General features: G+C 71.0%; 19 protein-coding genes and 1 tRNA gene. 14 read left to right on the forward strand and 6 right to left on the reverse strand.

The genetic code is table 11. The features are described 5' to 3' along the window. Window positions 1–53: 53 nt before the first annotated feature. Together PUR53_RS29705 and PUR53_RS29710 are read right to left on the reverse strand one after the other, a co-directional pair. On the reverse strand, window positions 54–584 hold the full coding sequence (locus PUR53_RS29705; RefSeq protein WP_045558537.1) for an FHA domain-containing protein FhaB/FipA: 531 nt from the start codon (window positions 582–584) through the stop codon (window positions 54–56). Between the two features lie 10 nt (window positions 585–594). Continuing rightward, complete coding sequence (locus PUR53_RS29710; RefSeq protein ID WP_329901795.1) at window positions 595–1,431, reverse strand: DUF3662 and FHA domain-containing protein; 837 nt, start codon at window positions 1,429–1,431, stop codon at window positions 595–597. A gap of 486 nt (window positions 1,432–1,917) precedes the next feature. On the opposite strand from PUR53_RS29710, the gene PUR53_RS29715 reads away from it, so the two are divergent. Both PUR53_RS29715 and PUR53_RS29720 read left to right on the forward strand, forming a co-directional pair. Continuing rightward, a tRNA-Leu gene (locus PUR53_RS29715) sits at window positions 1,918–2,001 on the forward strand. 444 nt (window positions 2,002–2,445) lie between these two features. Beyond that, entirely contained in the window at window positions 2,446–5,256 is a 2,811-nt protein-coding gene (locus tag PUR53_RS29720) for a beta-L-arabinofuranosidase domain-containing protein (RefSeq protein ID WP_329910209.1), read from the forward strand. 174 nt (window positions 5,257–5,430) lie between these two features. Here PUR53_RS29720 and PUR53_RS29725 read toward each other — a convergent pair whose 3' ends face one another. Continuing rightward, window positions 5,431–6,084 carry an FMN-dependent NADH-azoreductase gene (locus tag PUR53_RS29725; protein WP_329901793.1) on the reverse strand — a complete coding sequence of 218 codons (654 nt, stop codon included), beginning with the start codon at window positions 6,082–6,084 and terminating at the stop codon, window positions 5,431–5,433. Window positions 6,085–6,187: 103 nt separating this feature from the next. Here PUR53_RS29725 and PUR53_RS29730 point away from each other — a divergent pair, with 103 nt between their 5' ends. From PUR53_RS29730 to PUR53_RS29745, 4 genes are all read left to right on the forward strand, one after another. Continuing rightward, on the forward strand, window positions 6,188–6,562 hold the full coding sequence (locus tag PUR53_RS29730) for a winged helix-turn-helix transcriptional regulator (RefSeq protein ID WP_329910210.1): 375 nt from the start codon (window positions 6,188–6,190) through the stop codon (window positions 6,560–6,562). 165 nt (window positions 6,563–6,727) lie between these two features. Continuing rightward, window positions 6,728–8,191: a DUF2252 domain-containing protein gene (locus PUR53_RS29735; protein ID WP_329910289.1), complete on the forward strand. Its 1,464-nt coding sequence runs from the start codon at window positions 6,728–6,730 to the stop codon at window positions 8,189–8,191. 222 nt (window positions 8,192–8,413) lie between these two features. Further along, window positions 8,414–9,439, forward strand: a complete 1,026-nt coding sequence (locus PUR53_RS29740) for a J domain-containing protein (protein WP_329910211.1) — start codon at window positions 8,414–8,416, stop codon at window positions 9,437–9,439. A 224-nt stretch (window positions 9,440–9,663) separates the two neighbouring features. Next, window positions 9,664–9,993, forward strand: a complete 330-nt coding sequence (locus PUR53_RS29745) for a rhodanese-like domain-containing protein (protein ID WP_329902019.1) — start codon at window positions 9,664–9,666, stop codon at window positions 9,991–9,993. A gap of 12 nt (window positions 9,994–10,005) precedes the next feature. On the opposite strand, the gene PUR53_RS29750 is transcribed toward PUR53_RS29745, so the two are convergent. Then, the gene (locus PUR53_RS29750; RefSeq protein ID WP_329910212.1) at window positions 10,006–11,268 is read right to left on the reverse strand and encodes an acyl-CoA dehydrogenase family protein; all 1,263 of its coding nucleotides are present in this window, start codon (window positions 11,266–11,268) and stop codon (window positions 10,006–10,008) included. 293 nt (window positions 11,269–11,561) lie between these two features. Between PUR53_RS29750 and PUR53_RS29755 the strand changes: the two genes are divergently transcribed. Genes PUR53_RS29755 through PUR53_RS29765 form a run of 3 tightly spaced genes read left to right on the forward strand, consistent with a single transcriptional unit; the run spans window position 11,562 to window position 14,694 of the window. Further along, complete coding sequence (locus PUR53_RS29755; RefSeq protein WP_329910213.1) at window positions 11,562–12,500, forward strand: DUF5819 family protein; 939 nt, start codon at window positions 11,562–11,564, stop codon at window positions 12,498–12,500. 5 nt (window positions 12,501–12,505) lie between these two features. Beyond that, complete coding sequence (locus PUR53_RS29760; RefSeq protein WP_329910290.1) at window positions 12,506–13,861, forward strand: HTTM domain-containing protein; 1,356 nt, start codon at window positions 12,506–12,508, stop codon at window positions 13,859–13,861. Continuing rightward, window positions 13,858–14,694 carry a TrmH family RNA methyltransferase gene (locus tag PUR53_RS29765; RefSeq protein WP_329910214.1) on the forward strand — a complete coding sequence of 279 codons (837 nt, stop codon included), beginning with the start codon at window positions 13,858–13,860 and terminating at the stop codon, window positions 14,692–14,694. The genes PUR53_RS29760 and PUR53_RS29765 overlap by 4 nt, the downstream gene beginning before the upstream one ends. Before the next feature lie 52 nt (window positions 14,695–14,746). Here the strand turns inward: PUR53_RS29765 and paaN are convergent, their stop codons facing one another. Next, window positions 14,747–16,453 carry a phenylacetic acid degradation protein PaaN gene (gene paaN, locus PUR53_RS29770; RefSeq protein WP_329910215.1) on the reverse strand — a complete coding sequence of 569 codons (1,707 nt, stop codon included), beginning with the start codon at window positions 16,451–16,453 and terminating at the stop codon, window positions 14,747–14,749. 147 nt (window positions 16,454–16,600) lie between these two features. On the opposite strand from paaN, the gene PUR53_RS29775 reads away from it, so the two are divergent. Both PUR53_RS29775 and PUR53_RS29780 read left to right on the forward strand, forming a co-directional pair. Next, window positions 16,601–18,118 carry a 3-hydroxyacyl-CoA dehydrogenase gene (locus PUR53_RS29775; protein ID WP_329910216.1) on the forward strand — a complete coding sequence of 506 codons (1,518 nt, stop codon included), beginning with the start codon at window positions 16,601–16,603 and terminating at the stop codon, window positions 18,116–18,118. Further along, window positions 18,115–18,705 (forward strand): TetR/AcrR family transcriptional regulator, encoded by a 591-nt coding sequence (locus PUR53_RS29780; protein ID WP_329901785.1) that lies wholly within the window; start codon window positions 18,115–18,117, stop codon window positions 18,703–18,705. Before PUR53_RS29775 ends, PUR53_RS29780 begins: the two co-directional genes overlap by 4 nt. A gap of 49 nt (window positions 18,706–18,754) precedes the next feature. On the opposite strand, the gene PUR53_RS29785 is transcribed toward PUR53_RS29780, so the two are convergent. Next, complete coding sequence (locus tag PUR53_RS29785; protein WP_239760436.1) at window positions 18,755–19,240, reverse strand: Lrp/AsnC family transcriptional regulator; 486 nt, start codon at window positions 19,238–19,240, stop codon at window positions 18,755–18,757. 189 nt (window positions 19,241–19,429) lie between these two features. Here PUR53_RS29785 and pdhA point away from each other — a divergent pair, with 189 nt between their 5' ends. From pdhA to PUR53_RS29800, 3 genes are read left to right on the forward strand one after another with little or no spacing between them, the layout of a single operon-like run. Further along, window positions 19,430–20,566: a pyruvate dehydrogenase (acetyl-transferring) E1 component subunit alpha gene (gene pdhA, locus PUR53_RS29790; protein ID WP_239755883.1), complete on the forward strand. Its 1,137-nt coding sequence runs from the start codon at window positions 19,430–19,432 to the stop codon at window positions 20,564–20,566. Beyond that, the gene (locus PUR53_RS29795) at window positions 20,563–21,567 is read left to right on the forward strand and encodes an alpha-ketoacid dehydrogenase subunit beta (protein WP_329901784.1); all 1,005 of its coding nucleotides are present in this window, start codon (window positions 20,563–20,565) and stop codon (window positions 21,565–21,567) included. The genes pdhA and PUR53_RS29795 overlap by 4 nt, the downstream gene beginning before the upstream one ends. After that, window positions 21,567–22,964, forward strand: a complete 1,398-nt coding sequence (locus tag PUR53_RS29800; RefSeq protein ID WP_329910217.1) for a dihydrolipoamide acetyltransferase family protein — start codon at window positions 21,567–21,569, stop codon at window positions 22,962–22,964. Before PUR53_RS29795 ends, PUR53_RS29800 begins: the two co-directional genes overlap by 1 nt. Window positions 22,965–23,060 lie beyond the last annotated feature (96 nt).

Here is a 23,060-nt window from a genome sequence, read left to right on the forward strand (position 1 = left end):
GTGGGGGCTGCCCCTGCGTGCTCGCTCCGCTCGCGCCTATTCATGATGTAGCACTACTTCCGCAGCTCGATGACGGTCTTGCCGATGCGGATCGGCGCGCCCAGCGGAATCGGCGTGGGAGTCGTCAGTCGGTTCCGGTCGAGATACGTGCCGTTGGTGGACCCCAGGTCCTCGACGATCCACTGGCCGTCGCGGTCCGGGTAGATCCGGGCATGCCGGCTGGAGGCGTAGTCGTCGTCCAGCACGATCGTGGAGTCGTGTGCGCGGCCCAGGGTGATGGTCTGGCCCTGGAGCGCCACGGTGGTCCCCGTGAGCGTGCCCTCGCTCACGACGAGCTTGGTCGGGGCGTTGCGCCCACGACGGCCGCCACCGCCGGCGGGGGGTGCGGGCTGTTGGCCGCGCTGCTGCGGGGGCGCGGCCTGGCGGGCGGCCGCCTGCGGCCGCGCGCTCTCCCTGCGCGACCCCCGCTGGGTGACACGCGTACCGAACAGGTCGCTGCGGATGACCTGCACGGCCACGATCACGAACAGCCACAGTACGGCCAGGAAACCCAGCCGCATGACCGTGAGGGTCAGCTCTGACATTGCCCCCGCTTCACCCTTCGGCTTGCCGGTAAATGATGGTGCTGCTGCCCACGACGATCCGCGAGCCGTCGCGGAGCGTAGCGCGGGTGGTGTGCTGCCCGTCCACCACGATGCCGTTGGTGGATCCGAGATCCTGGATCGTCGAGGGCGTTCCGGTCCGGATCTCGCAGTGCCGGCGGGAGACGCCGGGGTCGTCGATCCGCACGTCGGCTTCGGTGCTGCGTCCCAGCACCAGCGTCGGGCGGGAGATCTGATGGCGGGTGCCGTTGATCTCGATCCAGTAGCGCGTGCGCCCCCCTCCCGCCGGCGCGGCAGGAGGCCGCTGGCCGAGCGGGGCGGGGCGGCCGCCGGGCGGCGGCGTGGCCGGCATGGGCGGGGCGCCCGCTGGTGCCGCGGCGGGCGGGTAGCCGTAGCCGCCGGGGCGGCCCGCGGCGGGGCTCGCCGGGGCGCCCGAGGGGGCCTGCTGGTTGGTGGAGGAGGCGAGCGTCCGACTGCGCACCCGGTACAGACCGGTGTCGAGGTCGTCGGCTTTTTCCAGATGGACCTTGATGGGTCCCATGAAGGTGTAGCGCTGCTGCTTGGCGTAGTCGCGCACCATGCCGGCGAGCTCGTCGCCGAGCTGGCCGGAGTAGGGGCTGAGGCGCTCGAAGTCGGGCGTGCTCAGTTCCACGATGAAGTCGTTGGGGACGACCGTACGGTCGCGGTTCCAGATGGTCGCGTTGTTGTCGCACTCCCGTTGGAGTGCTCCCGCGATCTCCACGGGCTGGACCTCGGACTTGAACACCTTGGCGAAGGTGCCGTTGACCAGACCTTCGAGACGTTGCTCGAACTTCTTCAGGACTCCCATGGGGCACCTCCTCCGTCGTCACCGCTCTGCGTACCGCATCGGTACTGCTTACTGATCGTATCCACGCGCCGGGAAATCGGCTGGTTCCCTCTGTCGGCCCGGTCGACCGGTATCACCCGGCCTCGACGCCCACTGAGGTCCTCTCCCGGATTCCCATCGGAGCTCCTCTTCGAACTACCCCGTCCGAACTCTGCCAAGGATCGTAGAGGCGGCGCGAGACCAGTGTCCCGCACCGGACTGTGCGCCCCGTCCCTCCCCCATGGAGATGGCCGGGACCGGTACGAGGTTGATACGCGAACCAGCACTCGTTGATACGTGGCAGGAGGGAGCGTGTGTTCGGTCCGTACTGGTCGGCCGGTCCAGGCGGTGCGGCATGGGGCCGACCGCGAGACAAGTGATGTGAAGCCACCCTCTCCAGCGTGCTAATCTTCTCGATGTCGGAAGGCGCCAACACCGCAAGGAACGGGGCCTGAAGACACACCTAATGCGCGGGTGGCGGAATAGGCAGACGCGCTGGATTCAGGTTCCAGTGCCCGCAAGGGCGTGGGGGTTCAACTCCCCCCTCGCGCACAGCGAAGCGGTCCCATCGTGATCACGATGGGACCGCTTCTTTTGTCATCGGATCTGCGCGCGGAGCGGCAGGTCGGCTGGCTGCCCAGGGCTCTGGAGTGTGAGGAGTCTCTCAGGGGATTCGGTAAGGGCTTTCGGCTTCCGGTAGTGCGGGGCGGCATGGGGGCGTGCCGTGCTCCGTGCGCGCGGTCGGGAGTGTCAGGGGAGTCAGCATCGCGTGAATCGTCGTAGATGCGGGCACGGACGATGTTTCACGTGAAACGGTGCCGAGGGCGTGCAAGTGGCCATGCGATATGGGGTGTTGGCCTCAGGGAATCCGTCAGTACCGTTGACGCTCGTCTGCCGCCTACCTATCTTCTGGTCGGGAATTCGCACAACGTTCGCGATTTCGAACGTGCTGCTCGCTTTGTCCGTCCCCCCACCCCTGCCAGAGACGAGGCGCACATGGCACCGCCCCTCTCCAGACGTTTCCTCCTCCAGTCGGCGATGCTTGCCGCGGCCGTACCCGGTGTCTCCCTGGGTGCGGGCGGCGGCCGTGCGGCCGCCGCCACGGTCCCGGTGCCGTCCGCCTGGTCGGTGCGGCCCTTCGAGCTCAAGGACGTGCGGCTCGGCCAGGGCCTTTTCGCCGACAAGCGGCAGCTGATGCTCGACCACGGCCGCGGCTACGACGTCGACCGCCTGCTGCAGGTCTTCCGCGCCAACGCCGGACTCTCCACCAAGGGCGCGGTCGCCCCCGGCGGCTGGGAGGGCCTGGACGGCGAGGCCAACGGCAATCTCCGCGGCCACTACACAGGGCACTTCCTGACGATGCTGGCGCAGGCGTACGCGAGCACCGGAGAGCAGGTGTACGCCGACAAGATCCGCGCCATGGTCGATGCGCTCACCGAGGTGCGTGAGGCGCTGCGCAAAGATCCCCGCATGCTCGCCGTCAGCGGGAAATGGGGTGGCGCGCACGAGAACGTCCGGGGCTCGTACCAGTACGTCGACCTGCCGGCCGCAGTGCTCGGCGGTGCCTCGGCGATCACTCTGTCGGTCTGGGTGAAGCCCACCCACAATGCCAACTGGCAGAGGATCTTCGACTTCGGCAACAACACGACCCGGTACATGTACCTGGCCTCCCGCAACGGCAGCGGGGTGCCGCGTTTCGCGATCACCAACAGCGGTGCGGGCGGGGAGCAGGCCCTCAACGGCACCGCCGCCCTGCCGCTCAATCAGTGGAGTCACCTGGCCGTCACGATCAGCGGCACCACGGGCACCCTGTATGTCAACGGCACCGCTGTGGCCCAGAACACCTCGATGACGCTCAACCCGTCCGTCCTCGGCACCTTGACGAACAACTGGCTGGGCCGCTCGAACTACGCCGACGACCCGGTCTTCGCGGGCGCCTTCGACGAGTTCAACGTCTGGTCGAGGGCGCTGACCACGGCCGAGATCACCTCGCTGCAGACCAACGAGGCCAAGAGGTCCTCCGCGGGGCTCGGCAACCTCGCGTCGTACTACTTCTTCGCGACCTCCGGCGGCACGTTCGACGACGCCTCCGGACGCGGTCTGACCGCCACGCTGCGCCGCACCTGGGGCGGGCCGAGCCACCCCGGCTTCCTCGCGGCGTACCCGGAGACGCAGTTCATCGACCTGGAGACGCGGACCACCGCCGACTACACCAAGGTGTGGGCGCCGTACTACACCGCACACAAGATCCTCAAGGGCCTGCTCGACGCCTACCTCGCCACGGACGACGCCCGCGCGCTCGACCTCGCCTCCGGCATGTGCGACTGGATGTACTCGCGGCTGTCCAAGTTGCCCGACGCCACGCTGCAGCGGATGTGGGGCATCTTCTCCAGCGGTGAGTTCGGCGGCATCGTCGAGGCGATCGTCGACCTGCACACGATCACAGGCAAGGCCGAACACCTCGCACTGGCCAAGTTGTTCGACCTCGACCGGCTCATCGACGCCTGCGCCGCCGACACCGACATCCTGGACGGCCTCCACGCCAACCAGCACATTCCGATCATGACCGGTTACGTCCGGCTGTACGACGCGACGGGTGAGGCGCGCTATCTGACCGCCGCGAAGAACTTCTGGGGCATGGTGATCCCGCAGCGCATGTACGGGATCGGCGGCACCAGTACGGCCGAGTTCTGGAAGGCTCGCGGGGTCATCTCGGGGACGATCAGCGACACCAACGCCGAGACCTGCTGCGCGTACAACCTGCTCAAGCTCAGCCGGAGCCTGTTCTTCCACGAGCAGGACCCGAAGTACATGGATTACTACGAGCGGGCTCTGCTCAACCAGGTCCTCGGCTCCAAGCAGGACAAGGCCGACGCCGAGAAACCGCTGGTCACGTACTTCATCGGACTGAAGCCCGGTCATGTGCGCGACTACACCCCCAAGCAGGGCACCACCTGCTGCGAGGGCACCGGCATGGAGAGCGCCACCAAGTACCAGGACTCGGTGTACTTCACCCAGGCCGACGGCAGCGCGCTGTACGTCAACCTGTACAGCGCGGCCACGCTGAACTGGTCCGCCAAGGGCGTGACGATCGCCCAGAGCACCGACTACCCCCGGGAACAGGGCTCCACGATCACCGTCGGGGGCGGCAGCGCGGCCTTCGAACTACGGCTCCGAGTGCCGTCCTGGGCCACCGCCGGTTTCCGGGTGACCGTCAACGGCAGCGCGGTGAGCGGTACGCCGGCCGCGGGGAGCTACTTCACGATCCCCTCGCGCACCTGGCGCGCCGGGGACGTCGTGCGGGTGACGATCCCGTTCCGGCTACGGGTGGAGAAGGCGCTCGACGACCCGTCGCTCCAGACGCTGTTCTACGGACCGGTCAACCTGGTCGCCAGGAGCAGCGCCACGAGCTATCTGTCGGTCGGGCTGTACCGCAACGCGGGGCTCTCCGGTGATCTGCTGCCCTCCCTCGTGCCGGTGAGCGGGAAGCCGCTGCACTACACGCTGGACGGCACCGAATTCGCTCCCTTCCACGAAGGGAGCGAGGATCCGACCCACGCCTACGTCAAGCGCTCCGAGCCGAAGGTCGTCCTCGGGGGCACCGACTCGGGTGTCGCCAACCCGGCGAAGTCCGACGGGACGACCCTGTTGGACGAGATCTGGGCGGGGGCGCCGTTCGCCGACAAGGGGGCGCTGGTGGCGCGGGTGCAGTCGACCGTCGGCTCCTGGGTGTCGGCCGGGCTGCTGAGCCAGGCCGACGGCCAGAAGGTGGTGACCACGGCACAGAACGCCACGTACGCGGCCTGACGGGGCGGGCGGGCGCGTACGCGATCCGCGTGCGCGTGTACGACGCGAACCCCCTGTGCGCGGGTGCGACGCGTTCCACGTGCGCGGGCGCGACGCGGGTGGTCACGGAGGCTCGACGGCAAGGGCGGCCGCTCCCCGGGCGGGGTGGCCGCCCCTCGTGTTCTCCGGGAGGGCTTAGGCGGCGAGGCGGTCGGCCAGGCTCTTGGCCTTGACGACCGCGTCGTCGAGAGCCTTGGCACGGGAGGCCTCCGAGAGCGGGATCAGCTCGCTCATCGCGGGGTTGTGCGGGGCCATCGTGAGCTCCGGGACGATGAAGTCGACGTCCAGGCCGAGGGCGTCGGAGAGGACAGCCGTCAGGTAGTTCTGCACGTACTCCATCGACTCGCGCGGGGTGCCGGGAGCGTAGGAGCCGCCGCGGCTGGCGACGACCGTGACCGGGGTTCCGTTCGTCTTCGAGTCCGGGTTCATGGCGGTGCGGCCGATGAGGAGCACGTTGTCCAGCCATGCCTTGAGGGTGGACGGGATCGAGAAGTTGTACATGGGCGCGCCGATGAGGATCGCGTCCGCCTCCTCCAGCTCCACGATGAGCTTCTCCCGCGCCGCGAAGGCGGCGGCCTGTTCCGGGGTGCGTGCGGCCGGGTCGGTGAAGCCGGCGGTGTGCGCGTCGGCGCCCAGGTGCGGCACGGGATCGGCGTGCAGGTCGCGGTAGATCACCGTGCCGTCCGGGTGCTGCGCCTCCCAGGCCTTGCGGAAGGTCTCCGTCACCGCGCGCGACGTCGAGGCGGCGGCGGGGAACACGGACGAGTCGAGGTGCAGCAGCGTAGCCATGAGTGACTCCCAGAGAAGTGGCTTCGTTTTCGTACTCGACTACAAATAACACAGTCACTTACTTTTTTTCATCCACATACGAACGGGCCGGTACCCTTGCGTCATGGCGGAGCAGCAGCGGGACATCCACGGCGCCGGGCCGTGCCAACAGGTCGACGACGGCATCACCCGGGTGTTCGCCCTGCTCGGCAAGCGGTGGACGGGGCTGATCGTGGCCGTGCTGATGCCGCATCCCGCGCACTTCGTCGATCTGCGCAGGGCGATCCCCGGGATCAGCGAGCGGATGCTCTCCGACCGGCTCAGCGAGCTCGGCGCGGCGGGTCTGGTGGTGCGCGAGGTCGACGAAGGGCCGCCGCTGCGTGTCACCTACCGGCTGACAGCGGCCGGGGCGGCGCTGGAACCCGCGCTCAAGGAGCTCAAGGACTGGGCCCTGGTCCATCTGCCGCAGAGCTGGCCGTGCGCGGGGTCGGCACGGTAGTGGAGCGGCGGGCAACACCGGTTTTCCACAGGCGTGGACAGGCGCGACGCGGAGTTGTCCACAGGGTCTGACGCGTTTCGGCCCCCGGCTGTACCGTCGTCACGAGTTGATGTTCGTGCGTGGACGGGTGCGGGGGAGGCGGTCGCTGTGACCGAGGTCGGTGCGATGACGACGGGAACGGGAGCCGAGCCGGGGTCGGCAGCAGCCGGGCGGGCCGGGGCGGCGACGGTGGCGCGGTCGGCCGGTGTGCGGGTTCCGGCGGTGACGGGGTTCGCCGAGTGGCCCGCGGTGGGGTCGCCCAAGGACGAGGGCAAGGCGCTGCGCACACGGGTGCCCCGCAGCGCGCACGCGGACCTCACGCTCACCACGGACCGGCCGGACGCGGTCTCCGCGGTCGAGGAGTCCAATCGCGGCCGGATTCCCGAGCTCACTCCGATACGAGTCGGCAGGATGGCGGCCACCCCCTTCGCGTTCCTGCGCGGCTCGGCGGGCCTCATGGCCCATGACCTGGCCCGTACGCCCATCACCGGCATCGGCGCGCAGATCTGCGGCGACGCCCACGCGGCCAACTTCGGCCTGTACGGGGACGCCCGCGGGGAACTCGTCATCGACCTCAACGACTTCGACGAGACCGTGCACGGTCCCTGGGAGTGGGACCTCAAGCGCCTCGCCGCCTCACTGGTGCTTGCCGGCCGTGAGGCCGGCGCCGACGAGGACGTCTGCCGCAAGGCTGCGTACGACGCGACGGGCGCCTACCGGCGCACCATGCGGTTGCTCGCCAAGCTCTCGGCACTCGACGCGTGGAACGCCATCGCGGACGAGGAACTGGTCTCCCACACGGACGCGCACGACCTGCTGGGCACGCTGGAGCGGGTGGCGGAGAAGGCGCGCGCCAACACCAGCGGCCGGTTCGCGGCCAAGTCGACCCGCCAGGTGGAGGGCGGCGGCCGCCACTTCGTGGACGCCCCGCCGGTGCTGCGCCGTGTGGACGACGAGGAGGCCGCCGTCTTGGCCACCTCCCTGACGCAGTACCTGACCACGCTCTCGGAGGACCGCCACCCGCTGCTCGCCCGGTACGCCGTGCAGGACGTGGCGTTCCGCGTGGTCGGTACCGGCAGTGTGGGCACCCGCTCGTACGTCGTGCTGCTCCTGGACCACCGCGGTGAAGCGCTCGTCCTCCAGGTGAAGGAGGCCCGTCCGTCGGCGCTCGTGCCGCACCTCGCGACCGTCGGCTTCGAGGTGCCGGAGGTGGATCACGAGGGGCGCCGGGTGGTCCTCGGCCAGAAGCGCATGCAGGTCGTCAGCGACATGCTGCTGGGCTGGACCACGGTCGACGGACTCCCCTTCCAGGTACGCCAGTTCCGCAACCGCAAGGGCAGTGTCGACCCCGCCGCCCTGGCCGCCGACCAGATCGACGACTACGGCCGCATGACCGGCGCCCTTCTCGCCCGCGCCCACGCCCACAGCGCCGACCCCCGGCTCCTCGCCGGCTACTGCGGCAAGAACGACGAACTCGACGAGGCGACGGCCACGTTCGCCGTCACCTATGCGGACCGCACGGAGGCGGACCACGCGGAGCTGGTGGCGGCGGTGCGGGCAGGGCGGATCGCGGCGGAGACGGGGGTCTGAGGAGTCGGGGTCTGAGGGGTCGGGGTCTGAGGGGTCGGGGGTTCTCAGGGGTGCGGCCACGGGAGCGGCGGAAGGGAGCGATCAGGGGAGGCGGCCGGAGAGAGTGACCAGGGGGCGGTCGGAGGGGGCGGCCAGGGATGGTCGGGGTTCGCATGGATGCGCGAGGGCCAGGCGTCCGGTGGCTTTCGGTGTGGCCGGGAGGCGTGGCCTAGGCTGGGTCGGGTGACGACCCCGGAAGCCGACCAGACACCGTCCGAGCGCTCCACCGAGCCCGTGGAGAGCGCGGAGCCCGACGCGCACACGGGCACCGAGCCCGGCGAAAGTACGTCGTCCGCCGAGGGCGACTCTGCTGAGACGCCGGTGTCTGCTGAGGCTCCGATGTCTGATGGGGGCCAGGTGTCTTCCGACGGTGAGGGCCACGGCGGGGGCGCGGGCGCGGGGCGGCCCGAGGAGCGGTTGGAGCGGGCCGTGCGGGCGGCCGAGCAGGCGTTGATCGAGTACGAGATCGCCGTGGAGACCTTCCGGGTCGAGGTCGAGAACTTCTCCCGGTTGCACCACCAGAAGCTCGGCCCCATGTACGCGCGGCTGGACGAGCTGGACGCCCAGATCGCCGAGGCGAAGGCGGCACGCACCGGGGACCCCGAGGACGTGCGCAAGGCTCAGGAAGCGCGAGCCCGGGTCATGCCCATGCCGGGCGTGGAGGAGTTGTTCCACGGCTGGATGGACTCGGAGGGCCTGTTCCCGGAGGCGGCGGCCATGCTCACCGACCAGCCCGTACGGTCCCCGGAGCGGGTGCGCCCGAGTGACGAGGCCCGCAGGCTCTACCGCGAACTGGTGCGCAAGGCCCACCCCGACCTGGCGCGGGACGACAAGGAGCGGGAACGGCGTGACGAGTTCATAGCCCGGGTGAACGCTGCGTACGGCCGTGGTGACGAGGTGCTGTTGCGGGAGCTGTCCGAGGAGTGGGCGGCCGGGCCGGTGCCGGAGGAGCGCAGGCCGAGTCGCGCCGAGGAGCTGTACGCCCGGCTGGAATGGCTCGCCCAGCGCAAGGAGCTTCTCGCACTCCTCGCCCGTGAGCTGGAAGAGGGCGCCATCGGGTCGATGCTCCGCCTCGCGCCGGACGACCCCGACCGCCTGCTCGACGAGATCGCCGACCAGCTGCTGGCGGAGGTCGAACAGCGGGAGGCGGAGCTGGCGGGGCTGATCGGCCAGGACAGTCACGGTGGCCAGGCGGGTCAGGCGGGTTAGGCGGGTTAGGCGGGTTAGGCGGGTTAGGCGGGTTAGGCGGGTTAGGCGGGTTAGGCGGGTCAGGGAGGCCGGGGTCGTCAGGGCGGTTGAAGCGCTTGGAGCGCTTGGGGCGCGCGGAGCGGTGAGGCGGTTGTAGGAGGGCGGTCGGCTGGCTCGGTTGGCGAGGGCCTCGGTTGTCGGCCGGTCGGTCGGGTAGCGTCGGACGCATGCATTTCGGAGCGGGTGTGCCCACGGTCGAGGTCGGAGACCTCAAGGACGACGACTTCCTGCTGGACGTCCGGGAGGACGACGAGTGGCAGGCGGGTCATGCAGAAGGGGCGCTGCACATCCCCATCAGTGAGTTCGTGGCGCGTTACGGTGAGCTCACCGAGGCGGCGCCGCAGGACGGCAGGGTCCACGTGATCTGCCGCTCGGGCGGACGATCGGCGCAGGTCACCAACTACCTCGTCCAGCAGGGCATCGACGCCGTGAACGTCGACGGCGGCATGCAGGTGTGGGCGGCCGCCGGTCGTCCGGTGGTGGACGACCAGGGCGGGGCGGGCTTCGTTCTCTAGGGAACGAGGCGGTCAGCCCAAGGGATGTGCCGCCAGAAGGTCCCCGAGGGCCTCCTCGTGGGCCGCCGCGGGGCCGAGTGACAGTTCGAGATGCTTGGCCCAGGCGTGATAGCGGTGCAGAGGGTAGTCGACGTCGGCGCCGAAGCCCCCGTGCAGATGCTGTGCGGTCTGCACGACCCGCCGTACGCCCTCCGAGGCCCAGATCTTGGCCACGGCGACATCTCCGGAGGCGGGCAGCGCGCCTCCCGCGCCGGAGGTGATGCGCCAGGCGGCCTGCCACAGCGTCGCCTCCATCGCGCGCAGGTCGATGAAGCGGTCGGCGGCCTGAACGGCGACGGCCTGGAACGAGGCGATCGGGAAGCCGAACTGTTCGCGTTTGCCGGCGTATTCGCTGGTCATGGCGAGGACCCTGTCACCCAGGCCGAGCGCGAGCGCGCATGTGCCGGTGGTCAGCAGGTCCCGTAGCCGTTCCCATGCCCCCTCTGCGTCGAGGACATTCCGGCTGGCGACGCGTGCCGTGTCCAGGCGCAGCTCCGCGAGCCGTTCACCGGTGGTGGAGATCTGCTCGGCGAGCGTCACCCCCTCGTGGAGGCGGGGGACGAGGGCGAGTACGGCCCGGCCGTCGGCGGCCGCGACCGCGTCCTGCTCGGCTGCGATGGCTCCGCCGGTTCCGCCAATTCCCTCGGCTCCGCCGCTTCCCACGCTTCCGCCGGCTCGTTCCGCGGAGACGTCGGGGGTGACCGACTCCGGTGCGACCGTCGCGGGGACGAGGATGAATTCCGCGTTGTGGGCCCAGGGCACCGCCGTCTGCATGCCGTCCAGGACCCAGACGCCGCCTTCGTCCCGGCGGGCGGTCACGGCGAGTTCGGCCGGATCGTGGCCGGTGCGGCCGTGCGCGGCGACGGTCAGGACGACCTCGCCCCTGCCGACGCGCGCGAGCAACTCCGCCCTCAGCTCCTCGCTCCCGTGGGCCTGCACGGCCACGGAGGCGGCGCTGCTCTCCAGCAGGGGGCCCCTGGCCAGCGCCTTCGCCGACTCGCGCAGCACCAGGCACAGGGCGATCGGATCGAGCCCCGACCCTCCGTACGCGGGGTCGAGCAACAGGCTCAGCAGGTCCGCGTCGGCGAGCTTCGCCCACAGGGCCCGGTCGAAGTCGTCGGCCACCGCCCCCGGCACGAGCGACGGGCTGGGCACACCGTCCGGCGCGACCCCGGCGAACACCGCCCTCGCCGCTTCGGCCGCCGCCTGCTGCTCCTCGGTGAACGTGAAGTCCACGGTCCCGCCCCTTCCGTGTCGCCGTTGACGGGGCGTCAAGATAGAACAGGTTCTAGAAGAAGGGAATGGCGCGGCCGGGGCAGCCTTCAGAAGAGAGCCGGGGCAGCCTTCAGAAGAGAGGCGGACCACACCGCGCCGTAAGGTGTCCCCCGCTGTGGATAACCTCATGGGTGCCGTGTGAGCGGTGTGACGATGTGACTGCTGTGGCCATCGGGGCTGTGCCGGAGGAACGCGGCTGAGTAAGTTCCCGTGGGGAAGTCGACCGGGTAGTGGAAATCGGGGAGCTGGGCGCAATGGACGCGAACGACGAGGTCTCGAACGCCCGGCGAGGGCCGGACGAGCCCGAGAGCGACGCGACCTCGGCGAACACGGCTGCGTCCACGGCACCCTCGGCGCTGCCACCACCGGATCCGTCATCGGGACCACCGGATCCGTCATCGGGACCACCGGTGGGAGCGCCGGAGGAGCCGTCCCTCGGATCGCGACCAGAGCAGATAGCCCGGCCGGCTCAGCCGGTGTCCGGTATCGCCTCGCTGACCCTGCCGTACCAGATCGCCGTGGCGCTGGTGCTCGCGATCGTGGCGGTGGCGACCTGCGCGCACCTCGGGCTGGTGTTTCTGCACATAGCGCCCTCGAACACGCTGACGAAGCAGCACGGCGGGGCGGTGGACGAGTGGGTCTATCCGGAGTTCGAGCAGAACTGGAAGCTGTTCGCGCCCAACCCGCTGCAGCAGAACATCGCGGTGCAGGCACGCGCCGAGGTCCGTACCGCTGACGGTGAGGTGAGCACGACCGGCTGGTACGACCTGTCCGCGCTGGACGGCGCCGCGATCGACCGCAATCCGGTGCCGAGCCACACCCAGCAGAACGAACTGCGCCGGGCCTGGGACTTCTACACCGCCACACATGACGGCGAGCACCGCGCCACCTCGTCACGCGGCGATCTGTCCGAGCGCTATGTGCGCCGCATCGTCGTGATGCGCCTCGACCGTGAGCAGGCCGGTGGCGCCGGCGGTGAGATCGAGCGGATCCAGCTCCGGTCCCGTACCACCAATGTGCAGCCGCCCGAGTGGAGCGAGGAAAAGGTGTCCGACAAGCCCGTCGTCCGTGAGCTGCCCTGGTGGTCGGTGACCGACGACGACCGGACGGACGCCGACGCCGCCGCCGACGCGGCCGACGCGGCCGGTGGTGACCGGGCCGTCACCGGTCGGACGGAGGCGAGCGCCGGATGACTTCCATGAGCCCGCCCCACCCGGTTCCGCCGGTGAGCCCTCTGGGGCGACTCGTCGCGGCGACAGGCAACGGCATCACCCGTGTCACCGATCGTGCGCTGGGCCCGTACCAGACCGCGATCATCCGTATCGGCTTCTCCGCGACCTGGCTGCTCTTCCTGCTGCGCGAGTTCCCGCACCGGCGCGAGCTGTACGGCCCCGACGGGCCCTGGAGCTGGGAGCTGGCCCAGCGACTGATCGCGGACAACGACGCCTTCACGGTGCTCATGTGGTCCGACAGCATGGTGTGGTTCGAGATCGTCTACGCCGTCGCCATCCTGTCGACCTTCCTGCTGCTGCTCGGCTGGCGCACCCGCGCCGTGAGTGTCCTGTTCATGGTGGGCGTCCTCTCGCTGCAGAACCGCAGTGTCTTCATGGGGGACGGCGGCGACAACGTCATCCACCTCATGGCGATCTATCTGGTCTTCGTCCGCTGTGCCCAGGTCTGGTCACTGGACGCACGGCGCACACGGCGCGTGCGCGAGCGCCTGAAGCGGGACGGCCGAGCGCAGGAGGACGTGGTCGGCCCCGTCCTGTGGTGTGTGCTCGGCTTCGCGCTGCTGGTGTCGACGTTCGGCGGGCTGATCCCCGGGGGCCTGCTGGGCGGCTGGCTCACGTTCTTCTGGGGGCTGTGGGCGGTGCAAGGCCTGTGGTGGGTCGCCGGCCGCATCGAGGCGGACACCAAGCCGCGTGCGCTGCTCGACATCGTCGGCAACCTCGCACACAACGCCGCCCTGGTCGTGATCATGGCCGAGGCGTGTCTGATCTACGCGGCGGCCGGCTGGTACAAGGTCCAGGGCTCTCGCTGGCAGGACGGCACGGCCGCCTACTACCCGTTCCACCTGGACTACTTCTCGCCCTGGGGCACGCTCTCCGACCTGATGTCGTCCAGCGGCACGATGATCATGCTGGTGACGTACGGGACGGTGATCGTGCAGGTCGCGTTCCCGTTCACGCTCTTCAACCGGCGGGTCAAGAACGTCCTGCTGGCGGTCATGATGACCGAGCACGCCGTGATCGCCGTCGTGCTGGGGCTGCCGTTCTTCTCCCTCGCGATGATCGCCGCCGACGCCGTCTTCCTGCCGACGTCCTTCCTGAAGCGTCTGGGGGGCTTGGTGGCCCGGGCGCGTGACCGCGTCGTGCGTCGTGTGCCGCCGGGGAGCGACCGCAGGATCCCGGGCCCGCGCGCCCCGGGCCAACCTCCGCTCGCCCAGGAGACGCAGGAGAAGCGGGAGAAGCAGAAGACGCAGAGGACGCAGAGGACGCAGAGGACGCAGGAGAACGGGGCGACCGAGCAGCCCCACGTAGGCTTCACCGCATGAACGATCCGGTGACCGCACCAGCGGACGGACCGGTGGCTGCGCCGGCAGCCGGACCGGCCGTCGCCCCCGTGGGCGGATCGCACACGCGTCCGGGCGGCGACCCTGTGCGGGCCTGGCGCCGCCTCGTCGACACCGCCGTCCTGCTCGACGGTTTCCACGCCCTCAAGCACGCCGTGCGCTTCGGCGCCGACGTGCCGGTGGCCGTCACCGTGGACCGCGCGGTGGCGCTCGCCCTCGCCGACGACCTGGCCCCGGACGTCCGCGACCTGCTTGCGGGTGTCCTCCAGGAGGTCCCGGAGGAGACGTACCGGGCCCTCGTGGCGCGTCCGCACCCCACCGCCGTCGCCGCCCTGGCCGTACGCCCCTCGCGCGAGGCGCATCTGGCCGCGCTCGCCCGCACGCCGCGTACCGCCCCGGTCGTCGTCCTGGACAACCCGCGCAACCTGGGCAACGCGGGAGCCGTGATCCGGCTGGCGGCCGGTTTCGGCGCGACCGGTGTGGTCACCACGGGCACCATGGATCCCTGGCACCCCACCGTTGTGCGCGGTGGGGCGGGGCTGCACTTCGCGACCGCCGTCGAGCGCCTGACCGTGGCCGATCTGCCCCCGGGCCCCCTCTTCGCGCTCGACCCCGAGGGCGACGACATCCGGGGGCTGAAGCTCCCGGACGACGCCGTCCTGGCCTTCGGTTCCGAACGCAGCGGTCTCTCCACCGAACTGCGCGCCCGCGCCGACCACTTGCTCTCGCTCCCGATGCGTCCCCAGGTCTCCAGCTACAACCTGGCGACGAGCGTGGCGATGACGCTGTACCACTGGAGCGCGGGTTCCTGCTGACGCAACGTCGAGGGAGCGCCCCCTAGGGGAGCGCCCCCAGGGGCGCGTGCCTCTAGTCCTCGCGCCGGACCTCCACCACCCGGAAGCGGTTGGCGACGAACGCCCCGTCGCACAGCGCCGCGTTGGCCGCCGGATTTCCGCCGGAGCCGTGGAAGTCCGAGAACGCCGCGGTCTGGTTCACGTAGATCCCGCCCGTGAGGTTCAGCGACAGTTGCGCGCACTCCTCCAGGCAGACCTCCTCGACGGCCTCGGCCACCTCGTCGGAGGTCGTGTACGCGCCGACGGTCATCGCGCCCTTCTCGGCGATGGTCCGGCGCAGCAGGTCCAGTCCGTCCGTCGCCGAGTCGACCGCGACGGCGAACGCCACCGGCCCGAAGCACTCGCTCATGTACGCGGCTTCGTCGTCGGTCCGCTCCCAGTACTTCCGGGCGCCGTCGAGCTTCACGATCACCGGCGTGCGGACGACCGCGTCCGGGAACTCGGGGTGGGTGACCTCCCGCGAGGGGAGCGCGACTTCGCCGAGTGAGGCGGCGGCTTCGAGGCGGGCCTTGACGTCGGGGTTCACGATCGCGCCGAGCAGTGCGTTCGCGCGCGCGTCGTCGCCGAGCAGGCCGCCGATCGACTTGGCGAGATCGGCGACGACCTCGTCGTAGGACTTGGCGCCCTCGTCGGTGGTGATGCCGTCGCGGGGGATGAGCAGGTTCTGCGGGGTGGTGCACATCTGGCCGCTGTACAGGGACAGGGAGAAGGCCAGGTTGGAGAGCATGCCCTTGTAGCCGTCGGTGGAGTCGACGAGCACCGTGTTGACGCCGGCCTTCTCCGTGTAGACCTCCGCCTGGCGGGCGTTGGCCTCCAGCCAGTCGCCGAAGGACGTGGAGCCGGTGTAGTCGATGATGCGGATCTCGGGGCGGGTCGCCAGGTCCTTGGCGATGCCCTCGCCGGGGCGCTCCGCGGCCAGCGCGACCAGGTTGGGGTCGAAGCCGCTCTCGGCGAGGACCTCGCGGGCGACCTGGACCGTGAGCGCGAGCGGCAGCACCGCGCGCGGGTGGGGCTTCACCAGGACCGCGTTGCCCGTGGCGAGGGAGGCGAACAGGCCCGGGTAGCCGTTCCACGTGGGGAAGGTGTTGCAGCCGATGACCAGGGAGATCCCGCGCGGGACCGGCTTGAACCGCTTGGTGAGCGTGAGGGGGTCGCGCTTGCCCTGGGGCTTGCTCCACGCCGCCTCGTCCGGGGTGCGGACCTGCTCCGCGTACGCGTAGGCCACAGCCTCCATGCCTCGGTCCTGGGCGTGCGGGCCGCCAGCCTGGAACGCCATCATGAAGGCCTGGCCGCTGGTGTGCATGACCGCGTGGGCGAACTCGTGGGTGCGGTCGCTGATCCGCTTGAGGATCTCGAGGCACACCGCCGCGCGCGCCTCCGCGCCCGCGTCGCGCCACGCGCGCTGGCCGGTCTTCATGGCGGGCAGCAGCGCGTCGACGTCCGGGTGCGGGTAGGTGACACCCAGCTCGATGCCGTACGGGGAGGTCTCGCCGCCCACCCAGTCGTCGGTGCCGGGCTGGCCGAGGTCGAGGCGGGTGCCGAGGAGGGCGTCGAAGGCGGCTTTGCCCTCGGCCAGGCCCAGGCTGCCGTTCTCGCCGTACGCCTTGGGGTGCTCGGGGTGGGGCGACCAGTACGCGCGGGTGCGGATCGCTTCCAGGGCCTGGTCGAGAGTGGGCCGGTGCTTGGCGATCAGGGCGTGCGCGGACGGTTCGGCGGCCATGCTTGACCAACTCCTCACGTCAGAGGCTCTTCGTCGAGCTCTGACCTGGGCAGGAACAGGCGGACAGAGTTAGAGTAACCGAACGATCGGTCGGGACAAGGGGGTCCGCCGCATCTGTGGACAACCCCGTGCGGGAGGATCGCGCACATGACAGCACTCGACCTCAGCAGCCCCGTGGCCGTCGTCGGCGCCGGCACCATGGGCCAGGGCATCGCCCAGGTCGCGTTGGTCGCCGGCCACCCCGTACGACTGTTCGATGCCGTCCCCGGTCGCGCCCGGGAGGCCGCCGAGGCGATCGGCGCCCGGCTCGACCGGCTCGTCGCGAAGGACCGTATGGCCGGCGCGGACCGGGACTCCGCGCGTGCCCGGCTGCACGCCGCCGAGAGCCTCACCGACCTCGCGGACTGCGGCCTCGTCGTCGAGGCGGTCCTGGAGCGGCTCGACGTCAAGCAGGAGCTGTTCCGCGCGCTGGAGGACATCGTCGGCGAGGACTGCCTCCTCGCCACCAACACCTCCTCCCTGTCCGTCACGGCCATCGGCGGTGCCCTGCGCAACCCGGGCCGTTTCGTGGGCCTGCACTTCTTCAACCCCGCTCCGGTGCTGCCCCTCGTCGAGGTCGTCTCCGGGTTCGCCACCGACGTCACGTCGGCCACGCGCGCGTACGAGCTGGCGCGCGTCTGGGGCAAGACGCCGGTCGCCTGCGCGGACACCCCCGGCTTCATCGTCAACCGCATCGCACGGCCGTTCTATGCGGAGGCCTTCGCGGTGTACGAGTCGCAGGCGGCCGAACCCGTCACCATCGACGCGATCCTGCGGGAGTGCGGCGGCTTCAGGATGGGCGCCTTCGAACTGACCGACCTCATCGGGCAGGACGTCAACGAGTCCGTCACCCACTCCGTCTGGCAGGCCTTCTTCCAGGACGTGCGCTTCACGCCCTCGCTGGCCCAGCGACGGCTCGTCGAGTCCGGCCGGCTCGGCCGCAAGACGGGGCAGGGCTGGTACGACCACAGCGAGGACGCCGAGCGCCCCGAGCCGCACACCGCCGAACCGGTGACGGCACCCGCGTACGTCGTCGTCGAGGGCGACCTCGGGCCCGCCTCCGACCTGCTCGCCCTGATCCGGGAGGCGGGCATCCCCGTCCGCGAGGACGAGGAGGACCACGGCACCCGGCTCGTCCTGCCCAGCGGCGGCCAGCTGGCCCTCGCCGACGGACAGACCTCCGTGGAGTTCCGGGACGTCGTCTACTTCGACCTGGCGCTGGACTACCGCAGGGCCACCCGGATCGCGCTCTCCGCCTCCCAGGACACCTCGCCGCAGACCCTCGCCGAGGCCACCGGTCTCTTCCAGGCGCTCGGGAAGGACGTCAGCGTCATCGGGGACGCCCCCGGCATGATCGTGGCCCGCACGGTGGCGCGGATCATCGACCTCGCGCACGACGCCGTCGCCAAGGGCGTGGCCACCAAGGAGGACATCGACACGGCGATGCGCCTGGGCGTCAACTACCCGCTGGGGCCCTTCGAATGGAGCCGCAGGCTTGGCCGGAACTGGGCGTACGCCCTCCTGGACGATCTGCACCTGCGCGACCCGTCCGGGCGCTACGCGCCGTCCCTGGCGCTCTACCGCCACGCCTACGCCTCCGACAAGCGGGAGGGCACCTCCTCATGACCACCGCCAAGCGCGACACCTACACCCCGGAGACGCTGCTGTCCGTCGCCGTCCGGGTCTTCAACGAGCGTGGCTACGACGGCACGTCCATGGAGCACCTGTCCAGGGCGGCCGGTATCTCCAAGTCGTCGATATACCACCACGTCACCGGCAAGGAGGAGCTGCTGCGCCGGGCCGTCAGCCGCGCTCTGGACGGTCTCTTCGCGATCCTCGACGAGGAACCCGCGCGCGCGGGGCGGGCGGTGGAGCGCCTGGAGCACGTCGTGCGGCGCATGGTCGAGGTGCTCATGAACGAACTCCCCTACGTGACCCTCCTGCTGCGGGTGCGCGGCAACACGGACACCGAGCGCTGGGCGCTGGAGCGGCGGCGCGACTTCGACCACCGGGTCGCCGAGCTGCTGAAGGCCGCGGCGGCCGACGGGGACGTCCGGGGCGACGTGGAGGTGCGGCTCGCGACCCGGCTGGTCTTCGGGATGATCAACTCGATCGTGGAGTGGTACCGGCCGGACGGGCGGGGCATGGGCGAGCGGGAAGTGTCCGAAGCCGTGGCCCAGCTGGTCTTCACGGGGCTGCGCGCGCCGGCCTGAGCGCCTTTCGGGAGCGCGTGCGCCCAGGTGGGACGCCCGGGCCCTGCGCTCATCCGTCCGGTTCCACGTCCTCCTCCTCGAACACCAGCAGGGTCCGGGTGCTGAGCACCTCCGGGATGGCCTGGAGCTTGGTGAGAACGACCTCGCGCAGGGCCCTGTTGTCCGAGGTGTGGACCAGGAGCAGGACGTCGTAGTCACCGCCCACGAGGGCGATGTGGGCGGCACCGGACAGTTGGCGCAGCTGGTCGCGGACCGTGCGCCACGAGTTCTGCACGATCTTGAGGGTGATGTAGGCCGAGGTGCCCTTTCCGGCGCGCTCGTGGTTCACGCGCGCCCCGAAGCCTCGGATCACGCCGTCCTCGATGAGGCGGTTGATGCGCGCGTAGGCATTGGCACGAGAGACGTGGACCCGTTCGGCGACGGACCGTATCGAGGCGCGGCCGTCGGCCTGGAGCATGCGCAGGATGTCCTGATCTATGGCGTCCAGCGGTCGAGGGGGTGGCAGGGCCGGGCCGTGCTCCGGCGGCTCGGCCATTTGTTCAGGTGCCATGTGCCCCCGCCTCCCTATCATGGACGTACTGCGTTCATTTGAGGCTGTGCAGAACCGTTTGTCCACAGCCTGAGGGTGCCTGTAGCCAAAATGCGTCAACGACCGAACAATCGGTAGGTGAGACGCGTCACAGCCGTGCCGCGTCCCTGAGCCACTCCCATGAGGAGGTGCCGTATGACGGTCATGGAGCAGCGGGGCGCGTACCGCCCGACACCGCCGCCCGCCTGGCAGCCCCGCACGGACCCCGCGCCGCTGCTGCCCGACGCCCTGCCGTACCGCGTGCTCGGCACGGACGCGGCCGCCGACGCCGACCCCGCGCTGCTGCGCCGGCTCTACGCCGAGCTGGTGCGCGGCCGCCGCTACAACACGCAGGCCACGGCCCTGACCAAGCAGGGCAGGCTCGCCGTCTACCCCTCCAGCACCGGCCAGGAGGCCTGTGAGGTCGCCGCCGCGCTGGTCCTCGAAGAGCGGGACTGGCTCTTCCCGAGCTACCGCGACACGCTCGCCGCCGTCGCCCGCGGCCTCGATCCCGTCCAGGCGCTCACCCTGCTGCGGGGCGACTGGCACACCGGCTACGACCCGCACGAGCACCGCGTCGCGCCCCTGTGCACCCCCCTCGCCACCCAGCTCCCCCACGCCGTGGGGCTCGCGCACGCCGCCCGCCTCAAGGGCGACGACGTGGTGGCGCTCGCCCTGGTCGGCGACGGCGGCACCAGCGAGGGCGACTTCCACGAGGCCCTCAACTTCGCCGCCGTCTGGCAGGCCCCGGTCGTCTTCCTCGTCCAGAACAACGGCTTCGCGATCTCCGTGCCGCTCGCCAAACAGACCGCCGCCCCGTCGCTGGCACACAAGGCCGTCGGCTACGGGATGCCGGGCCGCCTGGTCGACGGCAACGACGCGGCGGCCGTGCACCAGGTGCTCGCCGAGGCCGTGGCCCACGCGCGCGCGGGCGGCGGTCCCACCCTGGTCGAGGCGGTGACGTACCGCATCGACGCCCACACCAACGCCGACGACGCCACCCGCTACCGGGGCGACGCCGAGGTCGAGACCTGGCGCGCGCACGACCCGATCACGCTCCTGGAGCACGAGCTGACCGAGCGCGGACTCCTCGACGAGGACGGCATCCGGGCCGCGCGCGACGCCGCCGAGACGATGGCGGCCGACCTGCGCGAGCGCATGAACCAGGACCCGGTCCTCGACCCCATGGACCTCTTCGCCCACGTCTACGCCGAACCCACCCCGCAACTGCGCGAGCAGGAGGCCCTGCTGCGGGCCGAGCTGGCGGCGGAGCAAGAAGGGGCGCACCGATGACCACCGTCGCGCTCAAGCCCGCCACCATGGCGCAGGCGCTCACCCGCGCGCTGCGCGACGCCATGACGGCCGACCCCACCGTGCACGTCATGGGAGAGGACGTCGGCACCCTCGGCGGTGTCTTCCGGGTCACCGACGGCCTCGCGAAGGAGTTCGGCGAGGACCGCGTCACCGACACCCCGCTCGCCGAGGCGGGCATCCTCGGCACCGCCGTCGGCATGGCGATGTACGGGCTGCGGCCGGTCGTGGAGATGCAGTTCGACGCGTTCGCCTACCCGGCGTTCGAGCAGCTCATCAGCCATGTCGCCCGCATGCGCAACCGCACGCGCGGGGCCATGCCGCTGCCGATCACCATCCGCGTCCCGTACGGCGGCGGCATCGGCGGCGTCGAGCACCACAGCGACTCCTCCGAGGCGTACTACATGGCGACTCCGGGGCTCCATGTGGTCACGCCCGCCACCGTCGCCGACGCCTACGGGCTGCTGCGCGCCGCCATCGCGTCCGACGACCCGGTCGTCTTCCTGGAGCCCAAGCGCCTGTACTGGTCGAAGGACACCTGGAACCCCGAGGAACCGCAGAGTGTCGAGCCGATCGGCCGGGCGGTCGTGCGCCGCGCCGGACGCAGCGCCACGCTCATCACCTACGGCCCGTCCGTGCCCGTCTGTCTGGAGGCCGCCGAGGCGGCCACGGCCGAGGGCTGGGACCTCGAAGTCGTGGACCTGCGTTCCCTGGTGCCCTTCGACGACGAGACGGTCGCCGCGTCGGTACGGCGGACCGGCCGCGCGGTCGTCGTGCACGAGTCCGGCTCCTACGGCGGCCCGGGCGGCGAGATCGCGGCCCGCGTGACCGAGCGCTGCTTCCACCACCTGGAGGCGCCCGTGCTGCGCGTCGCCGGGTTCGACATCCCCTACCCGCCGCCGATGCTGGAACGCCACCATCTGCCCGGCGTCGACCGGATCCTGGACGCCGTGGGGCGCCTGCAGTGGGAGGCGGAGAACTGATGGCTCAGGTGCTGGAGTTCAAGCTGCCCGACCTCGGTGAGGGGCTGACCGAGGCCGAGATCGTCCGCTGGCTCGTCCAGGTCGGGGACGTCGTCGCGATCGACCAGCCCGTCGTCGAGGTCGAGACGGCCAAGGCCATGGTCGAGGTCCCCTGCCCCTACGGCGGTGTCGTCACCGCCCGCTTCGGCGAGGAGGGCACGGAACTGCCCGTCGGAGCGCCACTGTTGACGGTGGCGGTGGGAGCGCCGGTCGCCGACGGTTCCGCCGGGCGCGCGGACGCGGCCGGAGCCGCGAAGGACGAGGGCTCCGGCAATGTGCTGGTCGGATACGGCACGGGAGCGCCTCCGGCACGCCGCAGGAGGGTGCGGCCGGGGGAGCCGGCGCAGTCCTTCGCGCCGGTGCCCGTGCCCGACACTGTTCCCGCGGCTGTGCCCGCGGGGCCGGCCGCGGTGACCGGCCCGGTCCGCGCGGACGGACCCGTGCCGGTCATCTCCCCGCTCGTCCGCCGCCTCGCCCGCGAGAACGGCCTCGACCTGCGGCAACTGACGGGATCCGGGCCCCAGGGGCTGATCCTGAGGGCGGACGTGGAGCACGCGCTGCGGTCCGCCGCGCCCTCGGCCCCGGCGCCGAAGGCGCAGGAGGCACCGGCTGTACGGCCCGTCGCGGTGCCCGCCACTCGGCCCACCACCGCATCCGGGGCGGCGGCCGCCGGCACCCGTGTCCCCCTCCGTGGCGTCCGTGGCGCCGTCGCCGACAAACTCTCCCGCAGCCGGCGCGAGATCCCGGACGCGACCTGCTGGGTGGACGCCGACGCGACGGAGCTGATGAACGCCCGCACGGCCATGAACGCCGCCGGGGGCCCGAAGATCTCCCTCCTGGCGTTGCTCGCCCGGATCTGCACCGCCGCGCTGGCTCGTTTCCCCGAGCTCAACTCGACGGTCGACATGGACGCCCGCGAGGTCGTACGGCTGGAGCAGGTGCACCTCGGGTTCGCCGCGCAGACGGAACGAGGGCTGGTCGTCCCCGTCGTGCGGGACGCGCACACCAGGAACGCGGAGTCGCTCGGCGCGGAGTTCGCCCGGCTGACCGAGGCGGCACGCACCGGCACCCTGACGCCCGGCCAGCTGACCGGCGGCACCTTCACGCTGAACAACTACGGCGTGTTCGGCGTCGACGGCTCCACGCCGATCATCAACCACCCCGAGGCCGCCATGCTCGGCGTCGGCCGCATCGTCCCCAAGCCCTGGGTGCACGGGGGCGAGCTGGCGGTACGGCAGGTCGTGCAGCTCTCGCTCACCTTCGACCACCGGGTGTGCGACGGCGGCACGGCCGGCGGCTTCCTGCGGTACGTGGCGGACTGCGTCGAACAGCCGGCGGTGCTGTTGCGCACGCTCTGATCACCGGCTTCGCCCGGCGGGCTGGGCCGCCGGGCGCCGTCGGGCCGGCCGTTGAGCGCCGTCAGGCCCGGCCGCTGAGCGCCGTCGGGCCTCGCT

Source organism: Streptomyces sp. SP18BB07, from assembly GCF_036322545.1.
Taxonomy (GTDB): Bacteria; Actinomycetota; Actinomycetes; order Streptomycetales; family Streptomycetaceae; genus Streptomyces; species Streptomyces deccanensis.

Coding starts and splice junctions, on each gene's coding strand:
- PUR53_RS29705 (WP_045558537.1), bottom strand. CDS start 584: ATGTCAGAGCTGACCCTCACGGTCATGCGGCTGGGTTTCCTGGCCGTA.
- PUR53_RS29710 (WP_329901795.1), bottom strand. CDS start 1,431: ATGGGAGTCCTGAAGAAGTTCGAGCAACGTCTCGAAGGTCTGGTCAAC.
- PUR53_RS29720 (WP_329910209.1), top strand. CDS start 2,446: ATGGCACCGCCCCTCTCCAGACGTTTCCTCCTCCAGTCGGCGATGCTT.
- PUR53_RS29725 (WP_329901793.1), bottom strand. CDS start 6,084: ATGGCTACGCTGCTGCACCTCGACTCGTCCGTGTTCCCCGCCGCCGCC.
- PUR53_RS29730 (WP_329910210.1), top strand. CDS start 6,188: ATGGCGGAGCAGCAGCGGGACATCCACGGCGCCGGGCCGTGCCAACAG.
- PUR53_RS29735 (WP_329910289.1), top strand. CDS start 6,728: ATGACGACGGGAACGGGAGCCGAGCCGGGGTCGGCAGCAGCCGGGCGG.
- PUR53_RS29755 (WP_329910213.1), top strand. CDS start 11,562: ATGGACGCGAACGACGAGGTCTCGAACGCCCGGCGAGGGCCGGACGAG.
- PUR53_RS29760 (WP_329910290.1), top strand. CDS start 12,506: ATGAGCCCGCCCCACCCGGTTCCGCCGGTGAGCCCTCTGGGGCGACTC.
- PUR53_RS29765 (WP_329910214.1), top strand. CDS start 13,858: ATGAACGATCCGGTGACCGCACCAGCGGACGGACCGGTGGCTGCGCCG.
- paaN (WP_329910215.1), bottom strand. CDS start 16,453: ATGGCCGCCGAACCGTCCGCGCACGCCCTGATCGCCAAGCACCGGCCC.
- PUR53_RS29775 (WP_329910216.1), top strand. CDS start 16,601: ATGACAGCACTCGACCTCAGCAGCCCCGTGGCCGTCGTCGGCGCCGGC.
- PUR53_RS29780 (WP_329901785.1), top strand. CDS start 18,115: ATGACCACCGCCAAGCGCGACACCTACACCCCGGAGACGCTGCTGTCC.
- PUR53_RS29785 (WP_239760436.1), bottom strand. CDS start 19,240: ATGGCCGAGCCGCCGGAGCACGGCCCGGCCCTGCCACCCCCTCGACCG.
- pdhA (WP_239755883.1), top strand. CDS start 19,430: ATGACGGTCATGGAGCAGCGGGGCGCGTACCGCCCGACACCGCCGCCC.
- PUR53_RS29795 (WP_329901784.1), top strand. CDS start 20,563: ATGACCACCGTCGCGCTCAAGCCCGCCACCATGGCGCAGGCGCTCACC.
- PUR53_RS29800 (WP_329910217.1), top strand. CDS start 21,567: ATGGCTCAGGTGCTGGAGTTCAAGCTGCCCGACCTCGGTGAGGGGCTG.